Source organism: Pseudomonas sp. E141, assembly GCF_052659885.1.
Genome location: NZ_CP084024.1, coordinates 2150593 through 2167180, shown reverse-complemented (window position 1 = coordinate 2167180; position 16588 = coordinate 2150593). Strand labels below are relative to the sequence as shown.

At 62.5% G+C, this 16588-nt stretch carries 16 protein-coding genes; 5 read left to right on the top strand and 11 right to left on the bottom strand.

What is annotated here, in order from left to right:
• Positions 1 to 153 precede the first annotated feature (153 nt).
• Entirely contained in the window at positions 154 to 1365 is a 1212-nt protein-coding gene (locus tag GKKCFE_RS09805; RefSeq protein WP_047228960.1) for a cytochrome c biogenesis protein DipZ, read from the bottom strand.
• A 177-nt stretch (positions 1366 to 1542) separates the two neighbouring features.
• The gene (locus GKKCFE_RS09800) at positions 1543 to 1806 is read right to left on the bottom strand and encodes a DUF2790 domain-containing protein (protein ID WP_047228959.1); all 264 of its coding nucleotides are present in this window, start codon (positions 1804 to 1806) and stop codon (positions 1543 to 1545) included.
• A 232-nt stretch (positions 1807 to 2038) separates the two neighbouring features.
• Between GKKCFE_RS09800 and GKKCFE_RS09795 the strand changes: the two genes are divergently transcribed.
• The 4 genes from GKKCFE_RS09795 (at position 2039) to GKKCFE_RS09780 (ending at position 5550) form a co-directional block, all read left to right on the top strand.
• Positions 2039 to 2779, top strand: a complete 741-nt coding sequence (locus tag GKKCFE_RS09795; protein ID WP_003202589.1) for a response regulator — start codon at positions 2039 to 2041, stop codon at positions 2777 to 2779.
• Complete coding sequence (locus GKKCFE_RS09790) at positions 2776 to 4086, top strand: ATP-binding protein (protein ID WP_417696882.1); 1311 nt, start codon at positions 2776 to 2778, stop codon at positions 4084 to 4086. The genes GKKCFE_RS09795 and GKKCFE_RS09790 overlap by 4 nt, the downstream gene beginning before the upstream one ends.
• 285 nt (positions 4087 to 4371) lie before the next feature.
• Positions 4372 to 5037, top strand: coding sequence for a ferric reductase-like transmembrane domain-containing protein (locus tag GKKCFE_RS09785; protein WP_274091099.1), 666 nt, complete (start codon positions 4372 to 4374; stop codon positions 5035 to 5037).
• A gap of 18 nt (positions 5038 to 5055) precedes the next feature.
• Positions 5056 to 5550 carry an HvfX family Cu-binding RiPP maturation protein gene (locus GKKCFE_RS09780; RefSeq protein ID WP_047228956.1) on the top strand — a complete coding sequence of 165 codons (495 nt, stop codon included), beginning with the start codon at positions 5056 to 5058 and terminating at the stop codon, positions 5548 to 5550.
• A 119-nt stretch (positions 5551 to 5669) separates the two neighbouring features.
• Here GKKCFE_RS09780 and GKKCFE_RS09775 read toward each other — a convergent pair whose 3' ends face one another.
• The 3 genes from GKKCFE_RS09775 to GKKCFE_RS09765 form a co-directional block, all read right to left on the bottom strand.
• Positions 5670 to 6431: an HvfC family RiPP maturation protein gene (locus GKKCFE_RS09775; RefSeq protein ID WP_445577790.1), complete on the bottom strand. Its 762-nt coding sequence runs from the start codon at positions 6429 to 6431 to the stop codon at positions 5670 to 5672.
• Positions 6424 to 7311, bottom strand: a complete 888-nt coding sequence (locus GKKCFE_RS09770) for an HvfB family MNIO-type RiPP peptide maturase (protein WP_288913393.1) — start codon at positions 7309 to 7311, stop codon at positions 6424 to 6426. Before GKKCFE_RS09770 ends, GKKCFE_RS09775 begins: the two co-directional genes overlap by 8 nt.
• 162 nt (positions 7312 to 7473) lie before the next feature.
• Positions 7474 to 7860 carry an EF-hand domain-containing protein gene (locus GKKCFE_RS09765; protein ID WP_047228954.1) on the bottom strand — a complete coding sequence of 129 codons (387 nt, stop codon included), beginning with the start codon at positions 7858 to 7860 and terminating at the stop codon, positions 7474 to 7476.
• 402 nt (positions 7861 to 8262) lie between these two features.
• On the opposite strand from GKKCFE_RS09765, the gene GKKCFE_RS09760 reads away from it, so the two are divergent.
• Positions 8263 to 10836, top strand: coding sequence for a bifunctional diguanylate cyclase/phosphodiesterase (locus GKKCFE_RS09760; protein WP_445577789.1), 2574 nt, complete (start codon positions 8263 to 8265; stop codon positions 10834 to 10836).
• On the opposite strand, the gene GKKCFE_RS09755 is transcribed toward GKKCFE_RS09760, so the two are convergent.
• The 6 genes from GKKCFE_RS09755 to GKKCFE_RS09730 all read right to left on the bottom strand — a co-directional run bounded on the left by GKKCFE_RS09755 (position 10831) and on the right by GKKCFE_RS09730 (position 16586).
• Positions 10831 to 11829, bottom strand: a complete 999-nt coding sequence (locus GKKCFE_RS09755; protein WP_139050482.1) for a LysR family transcriptional regulator — start codon at positions 11827 to 11829, stop codon at positions 10831 to 10833. The two genes, GKKCFE_RS09760 and GKKCFE_RS09755, sit on opposite strands and share 6 nt — an antisense overlap.
• Positions 11830 to 12045: 216 nt before the next feature.
• Positions 12046 to 12990, bottom strand: a complete 945-nt coding sequence (locus tag GKKCFE_RS09750; RefSeq protein WP_076385214.1) for a peptidylprolyl isomerase — start codon at positions 12988 to 12990, stop codon at positions 12046 to 12048.
• Positions 12987 to 13466 carry a YbjN domain-containing protein gene (locus GKKCFE_RS09745; RefSeq protein ID WP_076385216.1) on the bottom strand — a complete coding sequence of 160 codons (480 nt, stop codon included), beginning with the start codon at positions 13464 to 13466 and terminating at the stop codon, positions 12987 to 12989. Before GKKCFE_RS09745 ends, GKKCFE_RS09750 begins: the two co-directional genes overlap by 4 nt.
• A gap of 21 nt (positions 13467 to 13487) precedes the next feature.
• Positions 13488 to 14135 carry a DNA repair protein gene (locus GKKCFE_RS09740; RefSeq protein WP_107321678.1) on the bottom strand — a complete coding sequence of 216 codons (648 nt, stop codon included), beginning with the start codon at positions 14133 to 14135 and terminating at the stop codon, positions 13488 to 13490.
• A 15-nt stretch (positions 14136 to 14150) separates the two neighbouring features.
• The gene (locus tag GKKCFE_RS09735; RefSeq protein WP_445577788.1) at positions 14151 to 15842 is read right to left on the bottom strand and encodes a putative porin; all 1692 of its coding nucleotides are present in this window, start codon (positions 15840 to 15842) and stop codon (positions 14151 to 14153) included.
• Positions 15843 to 15881: 39 nt separating this feature from the next.
• On the bottom strand, positions 15882 to 16586 hold the full coding sequence (locus GKKCFE_RS09730; RefSeq protein WP_047228947.1) for an energy transducer TonB family protein: 705 nt from the start codon (positions 16584 to 16586) through the stop codon (positions 15882 to 15884).
• Positions 16587 to 16588: the final 2 nt, after the last annotated feature.

Below are 16588 nucleotides of genomic sequence, written 5' to 3'. Positions count from 1 at the left end.
GCAATTTTTTGTAGAGAGGGATTTATCTGTAGGAGCAAGGCTTGCCCGCGATAGCCGCACCGCGGTCGAACAACTGAACCGCGTTATCGTTCATCGCGGGCAAGCCTTGCTCCCACAGATCCCTTCGCCACAAGCAAGCTCCCTTGCCACGGGTTACTGGCTGGCCTTGGCTTCCTCCAACAATTGCTCAATCACCCGTTCCTGCTCGGCATACCGCCCTTCGCCAAAGTGGCTGTAGCGCACCTGACCCTTGGCATCGATGAAGTAGTGGGCTGGCCAGTACTGATTGTTGAAGGCGCGCCAGATTGCATATTGGTTATCGATGGCCACCGGGTAGTTGATCCCCAACTTGCGTACCTGCTCGCGCACGTTGTCGATGATTTTCTCGTAGCCGTACTCAGGTGTGTGCACGCCGATCACCACCAGCCCCTCCTTCTCGTACTTGCGCGCCCAATCGTTCACATAGGGCAGCGTGCGCTGGCAGTTGATGCAGTCATAAGTCCAGAAATCCACCAGCACCACCTTGCCCCGCAGTGACTCGCTGCTCAAGGGTGGCGAGTTCAACCATTGCACGGCGCCCTCCAGGGACGGCATCTCGCCCTGAGGCTGAAGCGATTCCAGCGGGGCCGCGCTCGCCTTTTCGACCAGGTAATCGATGGCCTTGGGCACATTCTTCAGTACCCCCTGCTCCAGGGTCGCAGCCCCTTGGGAGGAGGTACTGGCCAACAGGCGATCATCGGCACCCGTGCCAATCGCCACGGCTGCCAGCAATACCACGACACCGGTACCCCGGCGCAGCCAGGTGGTGATCGGCAACGACAGCTTGAGGCGGTCGGCCAATCCGCGCCCGGCCAGGATCAGCACACCCAGCGACAAGGCACTGCCCAGCCCGTAAGCGAGCAGCAGCAGACTGGTTTCAGCGCTCGCGCCTTGCAACATGGCCCCGGTCAGAATCACCCCGAGTATCGGCCCGGCACACGGCGCCCAGAGCAGCCCGGTGGCGACCCCGATCAGCACCGAGCCCACAGGCCCGGCCATCCGTCCGGCGCCGTTATCGATACGGTTGCCCAGGCTCACCAGCGGCCGTGCCAGCCATATACCGACGCGGCTGAACATCAGCGACAAGGCGAACAGCACCATCACCCACAGAGCGATTTGCCGGCCAACGCTGCTGGCTCGCACCACCCACTCGCTGCTGACCACCGCCAGACTCGAAACCAGGGCAAACGTCAGCACCATGCCGGCCAGCGTCAGCAGTACCGAGCCCCGCGAGCGATTGGCCCGGGCAAACAGAAACGGCACCACCGGAAGGATGCAGGGACTGAGGATCGTCAGGATCCCGCCCAGAAAAGCGATCAAAAGCATGGCAACACCTCAACGGTAGGTAGATAAACTGAACACACCAAATCGGGCGGCGCCTCTGTGGAGCGAAGCTTGCTCGCGATAAACGATGACGCGGTATTGCCAGGAATCGAGGCGCCTGCATCGCGAGCAAGCTTTGCTCCCACAGATTTACTGCCACAGGTTGGCTGCCACGGCGAGTCAGTTCTGGTTGCTGCAGTTGTCAGCCAGCTTGCGATAGTCCAGCGCCTGCTTGTGGCCCGCTGAGTCGAGGTAGGTCATGCGGGCATTCACCACGCCGCAGGCCGGGGTCGGATCTTCGCTGAGGGACAGGACCTTCTGGATATCCAGGTGGGTGCCATAGGCGTAGGTCTGAGCCTGGACGTGACTCTCGGCCCGGGCCGACAAGGTGCAGATGTTCAGCGCGGCGAAAAGGCAGGCAGCGTAGACGGCTTTGGTGTTCATGGCGGTATCCTCGATGCATTCAATGGGTGTGTTTTTCGGCCGGGGCGTGTTGTGCCGCCTCGATGGATGCCATTGAATGCCCGTGAGGTATCGCGTCTGTATCGGGCAACGCGGCTTTTTGAATCCCTGTGTATCCGCCGCGCGCCAGATACACTGCAATACAAACCGCCGCGAGCCGGGCTGGCCGGCGCCTGTAGACTGATCACAACGAAACGCCAAGGGGCAGAACACCATGGATCACGTCGATCATGTGTTGATCGTGGATGACGATCGCGAAATCAGAGAACTGGTGGGCAACTACCTGAAAAAGAACGGCCTGCGTACCACCGTGGTTGCCGATGGCCGGCAGATGCGTGCCTTTCTGGAAACGACCCCGGTGGACCTGATCGTGCTGGACATCATGATGCCGGGCGATGATGGCCTGGTGCTGTGCCGGGAGCTGCGCGCCGGCAAACACAAGGCCACACCGGTGCTGATGCTCACCGCCCGCAACGATGAAACCGACCGCATCATCGGCCTGGAAATGGGCGCCGACGATTACCTGGTCAAACCCTTCGCCGCCCGGGAGTTGCTGGCGCGGATCAATGCCGTGCTACGGCGTACCCGCATGCTGCCGCCCAACCTGGTGGTCACCGAAAGCGGTCGCCTGCTGGCGTTCGGCCGCTGGCGCCTGGACACCACTGCACGGCACCTGCTGGACACTGACGGCACCATGGTCGCCTTGAGCGGCGCCGAATATCGCCTGTTGCGGGTGTTCCTCGACCACCCGCAGCGGGTGCTCAATCGCGATCAGTTGCTGAACCTGACTCAGGGCCGGGACGCCGATCTGTTCGATCGCTCCATCGATCTGCTGGTCAGCCGCCTGCGTCAACGGTTGCTGGATGATGCCCGGGAGCCGGCCTACATCAAGACCGTGCGCAGCGAAGGCTATGTGTTCTCGTTGCCGGTGGAGATCCTTGAGGCGTCGGTATGACCCTGCCGCTGCGCTGGCCGCGCACCCTCGCCTCGCGCTTGTCGCTGATCTTCCTGATCGGCCTGATCCTGGCCCAGGGCCTGTCGTTCGGCGCCCAGTATTACGAACGCTACCAGAGTGCCAAGACCACCATGCTCGGCAACCTGGAAACCGACGTCTCGACCTCGGTCGCCATTCTCGACCGCCTGCCGGCTGCCGAGCGCCAGGCCTGGCTGCCGAAACTCGCCCGACGCAACTATGGCTACCTGCTCGATGAAGGTCAGCCAGGCCAGCGAATGCTTCCTGACAACGCCCCGGTGTCGGTGACTTCAATCCAGGAGGCGATCGGTCAGGCCTACGCCCTGACGTTCACCGACATTCCCGGACCCAAGCAGCACTACCAGGCGCACCTGCGCCTGGCCGACGGCAGCCCGCTGACCATCGACGTGCGCCCGGCGATGATGCCCCTCTCCCCCTGGCTCCCGGTGGTGTTGCTGGGGCAACTGGCGCTGTTGATCGGCTGCACCTGGCTGGCCGTGCGCATCGCCGTCGGCCCGCTGACCCGACTGGCCCAGGCGGTGGAAACCCTGGACCCGAATGCCCACAGCGTCCGCCTCGACGAAAAAGGCCCGACCGAAGTGGTGCATGCCGCCAAGGCGTTCAATGCCATGCAGGACCGTATCGCCGCCTACCTCAAGGAGCGCATGCAGTTGCTGGCGGCGATTTCCCATGACTTGCAAACCCCCATCACGCGCATGAAGCTGCGCGCCGAGTTCATGGACGACGGCATCGAAAAGGACAAGCTGTGGAGCGACCTGAGCGAAATGGAGCACTTGGTGCGCGAAGGTGTGGCCTATGCCCGCAGCATCCATGGCGCCACCGAAGCCAGCTGTCGCATCAACCTGGATGCGTTTCTCGACAGCCTGGTGTTCGACTATCAGGACATCGGCCAGGACGTGCAGCTATCCGGGAAAAACGCCGCGGTCATCGACACCCGGCCCCATGCCCTGCGCCGGGTGCTGGTCAATCTGGTGGACAACGCCTTGAAGTTCGGCGGTGCGGCGCAGATCCAGGTGCAGCGCACTGACAACGGACAACTGGCGATTCAAGTGCTGGACCGTGGCCCCGGCATCAATGAGCAGGAGCTGGCCGAGGTGCTCAAACCGTTCTACCGGGTGGAAAGCTCGCGCAACCGGGAAACCGGTGGTACCGGGTTAGGGCTGGCCATCGCCCAGCAACTGGCGATCGCCATGGGCGGTTCGCTGACCTTGAGCAATCGTGACGGCGGCGGGTTGTGTGCCGAGTTGCGGCTCAGCCGGGAAATTTAACCCCGATCCACCTGTGGGAGCGAGCCTGCTCGCGATGGCGTCGGTATAGCCGACATCTGTGCAAGCTGCACCACTGCTATCGCGAGCAGGCTCGCTCCCACAAAGGTTCAGCCCCAGGCTTTAATGTACTCGGGCTTTGTATGCCAATGTGTCCGCCACAGGCACGGTTACACAGGCTTGCAAACGCCCGAATTCCAGACACACCCCACTTACACCCGTTTGAAAAACTCCCTCGTGTTCCCGGTCGCTATTCACGACCGGGCCCCACACCCAAGGAGCCTTCTCATGCCTGCTTCCACGTTTCGTTTCCAGGGCTGGTCGCTGTTCAGCCTGCTTGCCGCCCTGGTGCTGTTGATGACCGCACTGACCCTGGCGCTCAACCCGGACCTGACCGAGGGCGTGCGCAGCGCCATCCGCGCCACAGCCCGCTCATCCTTCGCCTTGTTTCTGCTGGCCTTTACCGCCTCGGCGTTCGCCGTGCTGGTGCCGTCGCCCCTGAGCCGGTCCCTGGTCCGCGAGCGACGTTTCATCGGTTTGGCCTTCGCGTTTTCCCATCTGGTGCACGCCGTGCTGATCTACAGCTATGGGCAGCTCAACCCCGAGTTCTGGCCGGGTCGCACCACCGTTGGCAATATCCCCGGCTCCGTCGGATACGTATTCATCCTGCTGCTGGCCCTGACCTCCTTCAAAAGCACCGCGCGCCTGATTGGCGGCAAAGCCTGGAAACGCCTGCACGTCAGCGGCATGTGGGTGTTGGTGGCGATCTTTGCCTACTCCAACTTCAAGCGCATTCCCATGAGTGCCTGGTACGTGCTGCCCTTCGGCCTGACCTGCGCCGCCATCGCGATTCGTCTGGTGGGCAAGCTCGCCCAAGCCAACGCGCGCCGAAGGAGTTCATCGCCGTTGGGCCGCGCAGCCGCCCCTCTGGTTGCCACTGACAGCTCGAATTGAGCCCCTGGGAGATCGATCATGTCTGCAGATGTTTTGAAAGGCCTGCGCACAACACTCGATCAGACCGGAACGTGGCTCGGGCCATTGGGCCTGCGCCTGTTCCTGGCCTGGGAGTTTTTCGAATCCGGTTGGGAGAAATGGCAGGGCGACAACTGGTTTGCCCAAATCCAGGCCGCGTTCCCCTTCCCCTTCAACCACTTGCCGGCCAGTTGGAACTGGGAACTGTCGATGTGGGCCGAACTGCTCTGCGCCCTCGCCCTGCTGATGGGCCTGGGCACTCGCCTTTCGGCGCTGGTGTTGATGGTCGTCACGGTCGTCGCCACCGCCGCCGTGCATTGGCCGGCGGATTGGTCAACCTTGAGTGAACTGGCCCAGGGGTACGCCATCACCAACAAAGGCCACGGCAACTTCAAACTGCCGTTGATCTATCTGGTGGCGTTGTTGCCGCTGCTGTTGCAGGGGGCCGGGAAGTTGAGTGTCGATGCGCTGCTCACTCGGGGATACCGCCGATAACATCGCCTGATACATATCCCTGTGGGAGCGAGCTTGCTCGCGATAGCGGTATTCCAGCCAACCTCGATGTGACTGGTCCACCGCTATCGCGAGCAAGCTCGCTCCCACAGGATTTGCATTTAACCGCCGGATTGCGCCTGCACCCCGACCACCCCTTCCCGGTGCATCTGGCGCAACAACATCACCGCGTTGTCCATGAATTCATTTGAATCCACCCCCGCCTCCCGCGCCAGCGCAAACAACTGGTCGCGCCCAGCCAACCCGGGAAACTGCTCGATACGCTGCAACAGCCGCAAGGCCAACGGACTGAGCTCGGAAAAGCGCACCGCAAACCCAGGCGTTCGCCGCACCAGCAGCAGTGTCGGTTGCGGCGGTGGCGTCGTGGGTTGGTAGCCCGGCGCCAAGCGATGCACCGGCCAAAGGTACGCCAGCGGCCAGGCCAAAGGTGAAACACGCAAAGGCTGATCGAGCAATGCTGCCTCGTCACTGGCCGGCAGCGACTCGGCTTGCGCTTGCAGCAGCGCCATTTCGACCCACTCGTAGTGAGCCAGCTCGGCCATGAACGCCGGTTCCTCAGGCGACTGCCGGGCCGCGAGATAGCCCACGAACTCCCCGGCAATGTCTGCGAACCGGGGGGCGAGGCAACGATGCTCACGCAAGAAACGGCGTACGCAGGCCCGCCACGCCCCCTGCCCCAGCACGCTCACCAGTACCGGGAATGTGCCGCTGAGCAACGCACGCATGTTTTCGAAAATCAGGTCCCGATACACCTGCGCCCGAGCCACGTCCATGCCCGGCGGAATCGGGCAGTGATCAGGATCGCGCAGGTAGCGGGTCAACGCCTGTTGCTGTTGCTGCAGTGTCTGCATGATTTCAGCCATGGGCCACCGCCTGCCCCGGCTCGGCCTGATCCTGCAATCGGCGAATAGTCTGCAGTTCGGCGGCCAGCACGGCGTAGGGCGGGAAATTGAAGTCCCGCTCGAGCAAGGTCGGCTGGACGCCGAAACGCGCGTAGGCCTGGGCCAGCAAGGCCCAGACCAGCGGTTTGACCGGCGCGCCATGACTGTCGATTTTCAAGGTATCGGACTCGTCGTAGTGCCCGGCCACGTGCATGCCCACCACCCGCTCAGGCGCAAGGCCAGCCAGGAATGCCTGGGGATCGAAGCCATGATTGACCGAGTTGACGTAGACATTGTTGACGTCCAGCAGCAGGTCGCAATCGGCTTCGTGCAATACCGCGCGGGTGAATTCCAGCTCCGTCATGTCTTGCTGCGGGGCGGCGTAATAGGAAACGTTCTCCACGGCCAGGCGGCGCCCCAGTACGTCCTGGGCCTGCCGAATCCGTGCCGCTACGTGATGCACCGCTTCCTCGGTAAAGGGCAACGGCAGCAAGTCATACAAGTGCCCTTCATCGCCGCAGTAACTCAGGTGCTCGCTGTACATCGGTACATTGAAGCGCTCCAGGAAGTCGCGCACCTGCGCCAGAAACGCCAGGTCCAGCGGCGCCGGTCCGCCCAAAGACAGCGACAGGCCATGACACGACAACGGATAGCGTTCGGCCAGCCCATGCAAAGCGGCGCCGTGAGCGCCGCCAATGCCGATCCAGTTCTCCGGGGCCACTTCGAGAAAGTCGAAATCCCCAGCGGGCGCCTCGCGCAGTTCATCGAGCAAGGCGCGGCGCAGACCCAGGCCTACTGAGGGTTTGGTAATTGAGGGGGTGACCTGTACGGCGGGGCCTTTCAGGCCGGAATGTTGAGGCATGGCACATCTCCTTGGGGTAAGAGATGGGAAGCCATGAAGGGCGATTGCCAATCAGTCTGTAAAAACCAAACCCTGTGGCCAGGGAGCGGCTCCCTGGCCACAGTTGTTCGCTCGACAGGGCATCACTGGCGCCTGCCCCGTCAGGCTTCCCACCGGTGAAAGTCAGGACTCGATAGCCGCCCCGCACTTGCCCTCGCCGCATTTGCCTTCGGCGCTCTTGGCCTGGCCCGCCAGGTATTTCTCGGCCTCAGGCAACGAGATGCCGCCATCATGGTTGGCGTCGATCTTGTCGTATTCAGCCGCGCGCTCCGGCGCCGCCGCAATGAACTCCTCGCGTGAAACCTTGCCGTCGTGGTTGGTATCGGTCTTGGCGAATTTATCTTCGCCGCACTTGCCCTCAGCGGGTTTCTTCACCGTATCGGCCGCCGCCAGGGTGTAGCCCTGGGCCAGATCGTTCATGGTCAGGGCCGAGGCTGCGGTGGAAAGGCCAAGGCCGCCGACCAGGGCCAGACCGAGTGCAAGAGACGAACTGCTGGAGAAGTTGAGCATGGGGTGTTCCTCGAAAGATCAAATACGCCAGTCACCAGCACCGGGGATCGGTGTCGGCTGGCAGGCGTAGTTAACCGTCGATGTGTATCCGGGCTGTGTCGCCAGCCGAGGTGAAAACAAGCAAATGTATCCAGGCCGCCCTGCTACACACTGGGATACACGCCCATGCACGCGCGGCCGGCCGATCCGAACGAGCGCGGCATCGTTGTGCAGACCGCCAAACAGCTGCCGGGGAATCGCCAGGACAAGGAATGAGCCAGGCCTCTGCGACGACCGTTTTGCCTGAAGGCCAATAGCCAAGCGCCTCTGCGCCGTGTCAACTGTCGGAACGGTTAAGTTAATTGAGCCGACAGCCGATACAGGGACGTGCGGGATATTTCGCGTTTAGCTGATGGCTTGTTTATGACTGAAGATGCTGGCAACGACTCCACCGTTTCGCCCCCAGGCCTGCCCAGCCAGAGCTTCACCCGTCGCACCTTCCCGGCCATCATGCTTTTGCTGTTCGTCATGTCAGCACTGGCTATCGCACTGTTGCTCAGCATTACCGGGGCCCAGGATAGGCGCGCCCGTGAGCAGAGCCTGTTTTTCGCCCAGCGCGCCATCGACGGTATCCGCGCCGGCATCGGGCGGGACCTGAGTGACTATTCCAAGTGGAGCGACGCCTACCGGCATCTGCATGTCGAAATGGACAAAGACTGGGCCTATGACCAGGAAAACGTCGGCAGCAGCGTTTTCGGGCTCTACGGCTACCAGGCGGTGTTTGTCATTTCCCCGACCGGCAAAACCGTCTATTCGGTGATCAATGGCGATATGAGTGAGGTCGACGCCGACACGTGGCTGGCCGGTGACCTGCAAGGGCTGGCGAAGAAAGCCAGCGACCCGCAGAACCGCGATGAAGTCATCGTCGAGCTGCTGCATCACGACGGCGCACCTGCGTTCGTCGCCGCCTCGGCCATCACCGTCGGCACCGACGACAGCGTGCCCGAAATCCCGGGGCCGCCCAGTTTGCTGCTGTTCGTGAAAGTCCTTGATGCCGCCTCTTTGCAAAACCTGGCGCGAGACTTTGCCCTGCCAGATGCCCACATCACCCATGCGCCGGAGCAGATGGGTACGGCCCGGATATCCCTTGACGGCCAGACCGGCGAGGCTTTGGCGTGGCGTCCGGAGACCCCCGGCAACGACCTGCGCAAGGCCCTGCTGCCCTTGCTGGTCCTGGCGCTGCTGGTGTTGGCCATCCTCGCGCTGGCGGTGCTGCGCCATGCCCTGGTCATGCTTCGCGCCCAGGAACGTCAATACGCCAGCCTGTTGGCCCACCGCAAGGCACTGGAACGTAGCGAAGAACGTTTTCGGGATATTGCCGAAGTGTCCTCCGACTGGTTATGGGAAGTGGATTCGACCGGGACGCTGACCTACCTGTCGGAACGTTTTGAACAAGTGACCGGCTTCAACCCCACACAATGGCTGGGCAAGCCCCTGCATCGGTTGCTCCATCCCCACGGTGGCTCGATTTCGATTGCCCAATGGCTGCTCGGCGGGGCCAACAGCGATTCGTCGGCCCCGTTGTTATGCGAGTACACCGCGCGCAATCAGCGTATCCGCACGTGCAAACTTTCGGTCCGCGCCATCGAAGCCGGCACCTTGGGCTTTCGGGGCACCGCCACCGACATTACCGAGGAGCTGCGGGCGCTGGCCCAGATCAAGCACCTCTCGCTGCACGACCCGCTGACCGGGCTGGCCAATCGAAACCGCTTGTTCGATTGCCTCAGCGAACACCTGGACCCGGCCGACGGGGCACCGCTGGCGGTGCTGAACCTGGACATGGACCGGTTCAAGCCGGTCAACGATTCCCTGGGGCATGCCGTGGGCGACAAGGTGCTGCGGGAAGTGGCCCATATCCTTCAGCAGAACGTGCGCAGTTCTGACCTGGTGGCCCGTCTGGGTGGTGATGAGTTTGTCATCGTCATGCCCGATCCCGGCAGTCCCCGGGACCTGGAACAACTCTGTGAGCGCCTGATCGACTGCATGCAGCGCCCCATGCACCTGGACGGCAACACCTTGTACCTGGGCGTGAGCATCGGTGTGGCCTGGTCGCAACCCGGTGACAAGCGCGCCACTGAATTGTTGCGTCACGCGGACATCGCTTTGTATGCGGCCAAGGCGGCGGGCCGCAATACCTGGCGGGTCTATGAGGAGGCCATGGGCAACATGGCCCGCGACCGTCGGCGCTATGAGCAGCAACTGCGCGACGCCATGCAACGCGAACAACTGGAGCTGCGTTACTTGCCTCGCTTCGATGTGTGCGCCGAACAACTGCACGGCTTCGAGGCCCAGACTTTCTGGCACCATCCCGAGAAAGGTGAACTGGGTGGAGCGGACTTCATCCCGATCGCCGAAGCGTCTGGCCAACTGGAAGAGCTGGGGACCTGGATGTTGATCAACGTCTGCGAAGAAGCAGTGACCTGGCCCACCGCTGTCAACGTTTCGGTCGCGGTTTCGCCCAAGTGGTTCAGCAGCAGCTTCTTGCTCAATCAGGTGCGAACGGCCCTTGAGACAAGTGGCCTGGTCCCCCAGCGCCTGACCCTGGAAGTGGCCGAAGGGGTTCTGCTGATCGACCACAAAGCGGTCGCCAGTACCCTTCATGCGCTCAAGGACCTGGGCGTGCGCATCAATATCGACAAGTTCGGCACCAGCATCGCCTCCCTTCGCGAAGTACTGAACCAACCGTTCGATGGCATACGCTTTGATCGCAACATCCTGTCGCAGCTGGGCCTGGAACATGATCGCGAAGGCGTGCTGGCGATGATCCGACTCAGCCGCAGCGTAGGTCTCATGGTCACCGCCGAAGGCATCGAAAACGCCCGGCAATTCAGCCAATTGCGCAGCGTGGCCTGCGACCACGTACAAGGCCCCTACTTCGGCTCGGCCCTGGCCCGCTCGGAAATGGCCTCGTTCTTTACAACACCCCGGTGGTTATAGGGCATCGTTCTGGATGACTTGAAACCACTCTTTGCGCTCATCCAGCGTGTGCCGAATCAATTCGACAAGCATCTGCACTTGCGGCATGTCCAGGGCGTGACTGCCCACGGCCATCCATAACTGACGCTGCATCGGGTGTTCGAATACCCTCGGCAACGCGATCAGGCCACGGTCCAAGCGACTCATGTACTGAGGCAACAGACCGATGCAGGCGCTGCAACGAATCATTTCCAGCATCAACGCGTAGGATTGCACCTGCACCACGCCCGCGCGGCGTTGCTCCATCAGAGCGTTCCACGGCGCGAAGCTGTCCACCTGACCGTCTGGCTGCCATTGCACAAGCATGTAGTCGCTCAGGTCGTCCAGGCACTCGGGGCGGGTAGCCGGGCGTGAGTAGCGCTTGGCGATGTGTGGCACATAGTCCAGCCGTGCCAGTCGTTCGGGTGATTGCGTGGGAAAACTCGGCCCCGATCCCAACGCGTGCGAATCACTCAACCACAGCACCAGGTCGGCACTGATGGCTTGCAGCGCCAGCTCACTGTCCAGGGTGATAATCTGCAACCGCACACTGGCGTTGCGCCGCAGCAAAGAGATCAGGTCACGGCCCAGGATGTCGTGCAGAATCGACTCGGCCACGGCCAGGCGGACCCGTGGTTGATCATTGTGCGGCACTGAGCTTTCGTGGACCTGTGCAATCAATCGCGCCTGCAGCTGCCGGCCCTCGCGACTGAGGGTCAAGGCGCTGCCCTGGAAACTGAACAACGAGCGTTGCAGCGTCGCCTCCAGCTGCGCCAACTGCTTGCGCAGCCAGGTCGCTTTGACGTTCAGGCTGCGAGCCGCCTGCATGAAACAGCCGCAACGGGCACTGACCAGAAAACACTGCGCCACCTGAGGCGAAATGCCGGATGCCTGGACCAGCCAGGGCTCAGCGATGCGCGACGGTGAGCGATACTCGGTGACAGCCTGGCGTCCTGCGGGCTCGATGAATGACATAGGTGACTCCCTGTCGGTTGTACGGGATAAGCGTTGATGCACATTCCAGCCAAGCACACCTCCCGTGGCGAGGGAGCTTGCTCCCGCTGGGCTGCGCAGCAGCCCCAATGAGGTTGCCGCGGTCCTCCAGCGGGAATCTGGATATAGCTTTTTGGGGCCGCTTCGCAGCCCAGCGGGAGCAAGCTCCCTCGCCACAAAAGCTCGGTGCGGGCTTGGTTAACGCGCCTCCTCCAGCACCTTGCTCAACTGCGCGCCATCAATGCTCAGGGTCGCGGTGTCAAGCATGCCGTCCAGGTAAGCCTTGGCAATCTGTTCCTGGCGCTGGGCACGCAAGGCCTGGGTCAGGCGCTCGCGTACTTCCTCCAGGGTTGCTTCCCGGGGCGGCTGTTGTTCAGTGAGTTTGATCACATGGAAGCCCGCCGCGCTCTGCACCGGGTCCGATACGGCGCCGAGCTTCAAACGCGCCACAGCCTCACGCACTGGCGGCACCAATTGCTGCAACGGTTGCAGGCCACTGTCGCCACCGCGCTCGGCACTGGTGCGATCCTGGGAAAACCGGGTCGCCAGGGCGGCGAACTCTGCGGGCGACGCCTGGGCTTTCTGGCTCAACTCGACGGCTCTGCGGCGCGTCGCCTCCATTGTTTGCGGCTCGGTCGCGGCCAGGAATATCTGGCTGACCCGGTACAGCGCCGGCACTGCCCAGTTGGCTTTCCCTGCCTCGTAAGCCTGCTGCAATTCCTCCTCACTGGGATACTCGGCCGGCACCTGACTAACCGACTGCAAGTAATCACGAAACACGATCTGCTCGGCCGCCGCCCGGGTCTGGCGTTCCACCTCCGGGCGCTGACGCCAGCCCTGGGCATCGGCCTGTTCCAGCACGGCTTTTTCCGCCAGCCGCGTACGGATCCAACCCTCCAGGACCGCTCGGTTACCGAGCATCTGCTGACGAACTTCCGGCGCCAGCGCTGACAGCAACACTTTGAGCTCTTGCGGGCTGACTTGCTGGTTGCCCAAGCGGGCCAGACTCGGCGAATCGGCCGAGGCAACGCTGACGGTCTGCACCGCCGCTACCGGATCGCTGCCCGGCCTCAGGCCAAGCACAACAGCCACGGCGACCAGGCCCAACGCGGCGGCGCTGATAACAAAGGTCGGTTTTTTCACGATGCGGTGGCCTCCTCCAACGGCGGCTCGGCGGGTTCAACCTGGGGCTGCATCCGTGCCGCGTTCTGGCTGTACTCGCGCAGATAAACGATGAATTCCTGCAACAGGCGATCCCACAACTCCAGGTTGCTGCGCAAGTGATCTGCGCTGACACCTGCGGCGACCACGACATCCATTTCCATCACCAGGAACTCGCCCTGCACCGACAACCTTGCAAAACGCCGCGAAGCGTTCCATAGCTCGGCCAGACCGGCCGGCAACTCACCCTGTACCCGCAAGGCGCAACTGAAGGTGAAGTCCAGATACTGATCAGGCGCGGCCGACAGGTTGCCGAAGCGCACCGCATAACCGATGCCCTGGCTGGCGCTAAGCAGTTGCACGATGCCGTTCTGTTCCGTTTCGTTGACCCGGTACCCGGCGGCTTGCAACAGCTCGGTCAGGGACGTTGGGCTGACGTGTTCAATCAATGAAGTCATGGTCGACTCTTCCTTGCGCTATCAATGGGTGATCGAGGCCTGGGGCGCATCGAAACGGTTCTTGTAGAGGTCATCGCCAAAGCCCTGGGCCAGCTCTTCGAAACGCACCCGAGTCTTGGCGGCGAAGGGCTGGCGGATTTTCATGACGTCGGTGACGTCAATGGTTTCGTAGGCGTGGAGCAGCGTCTTGGCGACTTCGTACATCTGCTGATTCTTGACCGAACATTGCTGCACTTGTGTGTCACGCTCACTCAGTTGAGCTTCCAGCCGAGCACGTTCGGCTTCCTTGCCACGGGCCAGGACCAGCAATTCGTCATAGGCTTTCTTGAACTTGCCGATCTGGTCGTTGCTGGCCGCCACCTGGGCCTGGGCCTGGCTGCGCAGGCTCTGCTCGTGCCCGGCCAATTGCTCGTTCAGGGCCTGGGCCTTGCTCAACTGCGCGGTCAATTGCTTGATCTGCTCCTGGGCTTGCCGGGCCTGGTCTTGCGCCGCCTGCCGGGCGGCGCTGGCCTGGGCCTGTTCACTCTGCAAGGTTTGCAACTGCGCGGTGGTGCTGCGCAATTGCGCCCGCAGGCGTTCTTCCATTCCTTCGCCGCGGGCCGTGCCGCTTAACAGCAGGCCCAGCACCAGCAACGCTACCGGACAATGGTTCATGGCTCGCCTTTTCATGAGGCCTCCCTGCGCTTAGAAGCGCGTGTTGATTTCAAGCTGCAAGACATCGATGTCATACGGCGCGCCGTACACCGCTTCGGAACTCAGCCAGCGACCGGTGGCGAAGACGTTGCTTGCCAGACCGTAGTTGCCGCCCAGGAAGTAACCTTTGGCATTGGTGCCACCCAGGTGAAACGACGAATCGTTGAAACCGTCTGGCAAGGCATCCGGCTGGATGTACTTGTAGCCGGCGAACAGGTTCCAGTCGCCCTGGCGCTTGAGTTCCAGTGAGTTGCCCAAGGTGAACTGGAGCATCCAGGCGTTGGCGCCGCTTTCCACCTCACCGTTTTCGTCCAGGTTATTGGCGAACTGCCCTTCGGAGCGCTTGCGCATCTCGCCTTCGTCGTAGCCCAGGTTATGCACGTAGTTGGCCTGGCTGCGCAGTTTCAGGTCTTGCGGCAGATCGGTGTCCCACTGCAGATTCAGGTCCAGCAGGTTGAACTCCGAGGCCAGGCCGACATACTGCGGCTGTGGCGTGGTGGACGGGTTGAGAGGATTGGGCGTGATGTCCCGCAGCAGGAACACCGTGTTGCCCTTCTGCATGAACGCCACGCGCGAGCCATCGCTGTCGCAACCCGGGTCACCGGCCCACGGCTCGCACGGCGAGGAGCGCTGGCCTTCGATATCGTCGAAGCGGTAATAGGCCAGCGCGCCCTTGACGCGGTTGCTGTCGTTGATCGCCCAATTGGCCCCCAGCTGCGCCCCGTACAACCACTTGTTGTCGCTCTCCTCTTTGTCAGAACCGTTGCTGGTGCTGGTGTCGTTGGTGTACTCCACTGGGAACGCACCGACGGTGCCGAACAGGCCCCAGTCCTGATTGAGCTTGCGGTTGAAAATCGCCGCCACGCCATCGAAGTTCAGGTCACCGGAATACAACAGGTCGGTGGCGTAAAACGGATTGGCGATTCGCCCGCCGGTCAGGGTCAATTCGTCCGAGGGTTTCCAGGTCAGGTAACCCTGGTCGAGCCAGATGTCCTTCTTGCCGAAACCGCCACCCAGGGTCTGGGTGGTGGACACCGGGTTGTTGTCCGAGCCGGTACCAATGCGAATGCCGGCGGTCCATTGCGGAGCGATCACCGCCTTCATGCCCAGGCGTGCGCGCAGGCGGAACAGGTTTTCCCGGTCTTCGCGCGTATTGAGCAACGGCGGCAGACTGGAGCTGCTGTTGGGGTTGACGTCGTACGGTCCTCGGTCATTGAGCCGAGCGAAGTCGACGATTTCGTTGCTGTTGGTACCCGAGTAGTAGCGCGACTCATCGCGCAGACGAATGTCGCCATCAAAACTGATCCGCGAGACCCAATCCGGAAAGGTGTTGGGCTGGGCCCAGTTTTCCTGCTTGGCGGTGGCCATCACTTCAGCCTTGACCTGATCGCGAATCTGCTCGCGCACGATGTTTGGCACGTATTGCACCCGCACATCCCCCGGTGCACCTGTCGGCGCTGCGGCAACCGCCGTGGCCGCCTGGCGGGCCTGCACGGCTTCCCGTTCGGCCTGGGCGATCAAGCCATCGGCCTGGTCCTGTTTCAAGACGCCCTGCTGTACCAGCAGGCGGATCAGATTGATCGTGGCGTTTTCCGACGGCGCCGGGGCGGCCGCCGCGTGCCCGGCCAGGCTCAATACAACCAGGCCGATTGCCCAAGACAATCGATTCACATTGGAAATCATCTGCACACAACTCCTGTTGGCAAACTTTCAAATATTCGGTTAACCCGGACGCCGTCCCTGCAAGGACAGGCGCACGGGCAAAGTCAGGGAGGCCGGTGGCCGTTCACTCAGAGGGGGAGCGGTGCGCAAGGCGGTGATGACTTGTTCATCCACTTGCCCGTTGCCGCTGGACTTGACCAGCTCGACCCGGGTGATCTCGCCCACGGCGCTCAGCCAGACGTCGGCCTGCAGTGAGAAGGCCAGGCTGCGCAGTTCGGGGTTTTCCCGAAGCAGGCGCTGGAAGGTGAACGCCAGGAACTGGCTGTAGGTGCCGTTACCCAGCCGTCCACCTCCAGCCCCGGCCATGCCACCGCCCTTGCCCGCACCGATGTTGAACGCGTCGTTGCCGGCCTGGGCATCACCGTCCATTTGCATGGGGTTCTCCAGGTCATCCACCGGTGACGGCGGCGCTTCTTCTTCGGGCTTGATCTCTTCGGGCTCCGGGGTCGGTTCTGGCTCGAGCACTTTCTCCTCGACCTGGGGCTCCGGCTCCTTGGGTTTTTCCGGCGGCGGCGGGGGCGGCGGTGGCAGCGGAATAATGGTTGGCACCTTCGGCGCTTCACGGCGCACGCCACTCATGTCATTGGCCCATTGCCACAGCAGCCAGGCCGCCACGCCACCCAGCACCAAGGCGGCGGCCCACTTGAGCAGGCGCAGCGGCGCGTTCTTCACCGGGGGCGGGTTGATGGGAAGTTTGGCGGTCATGG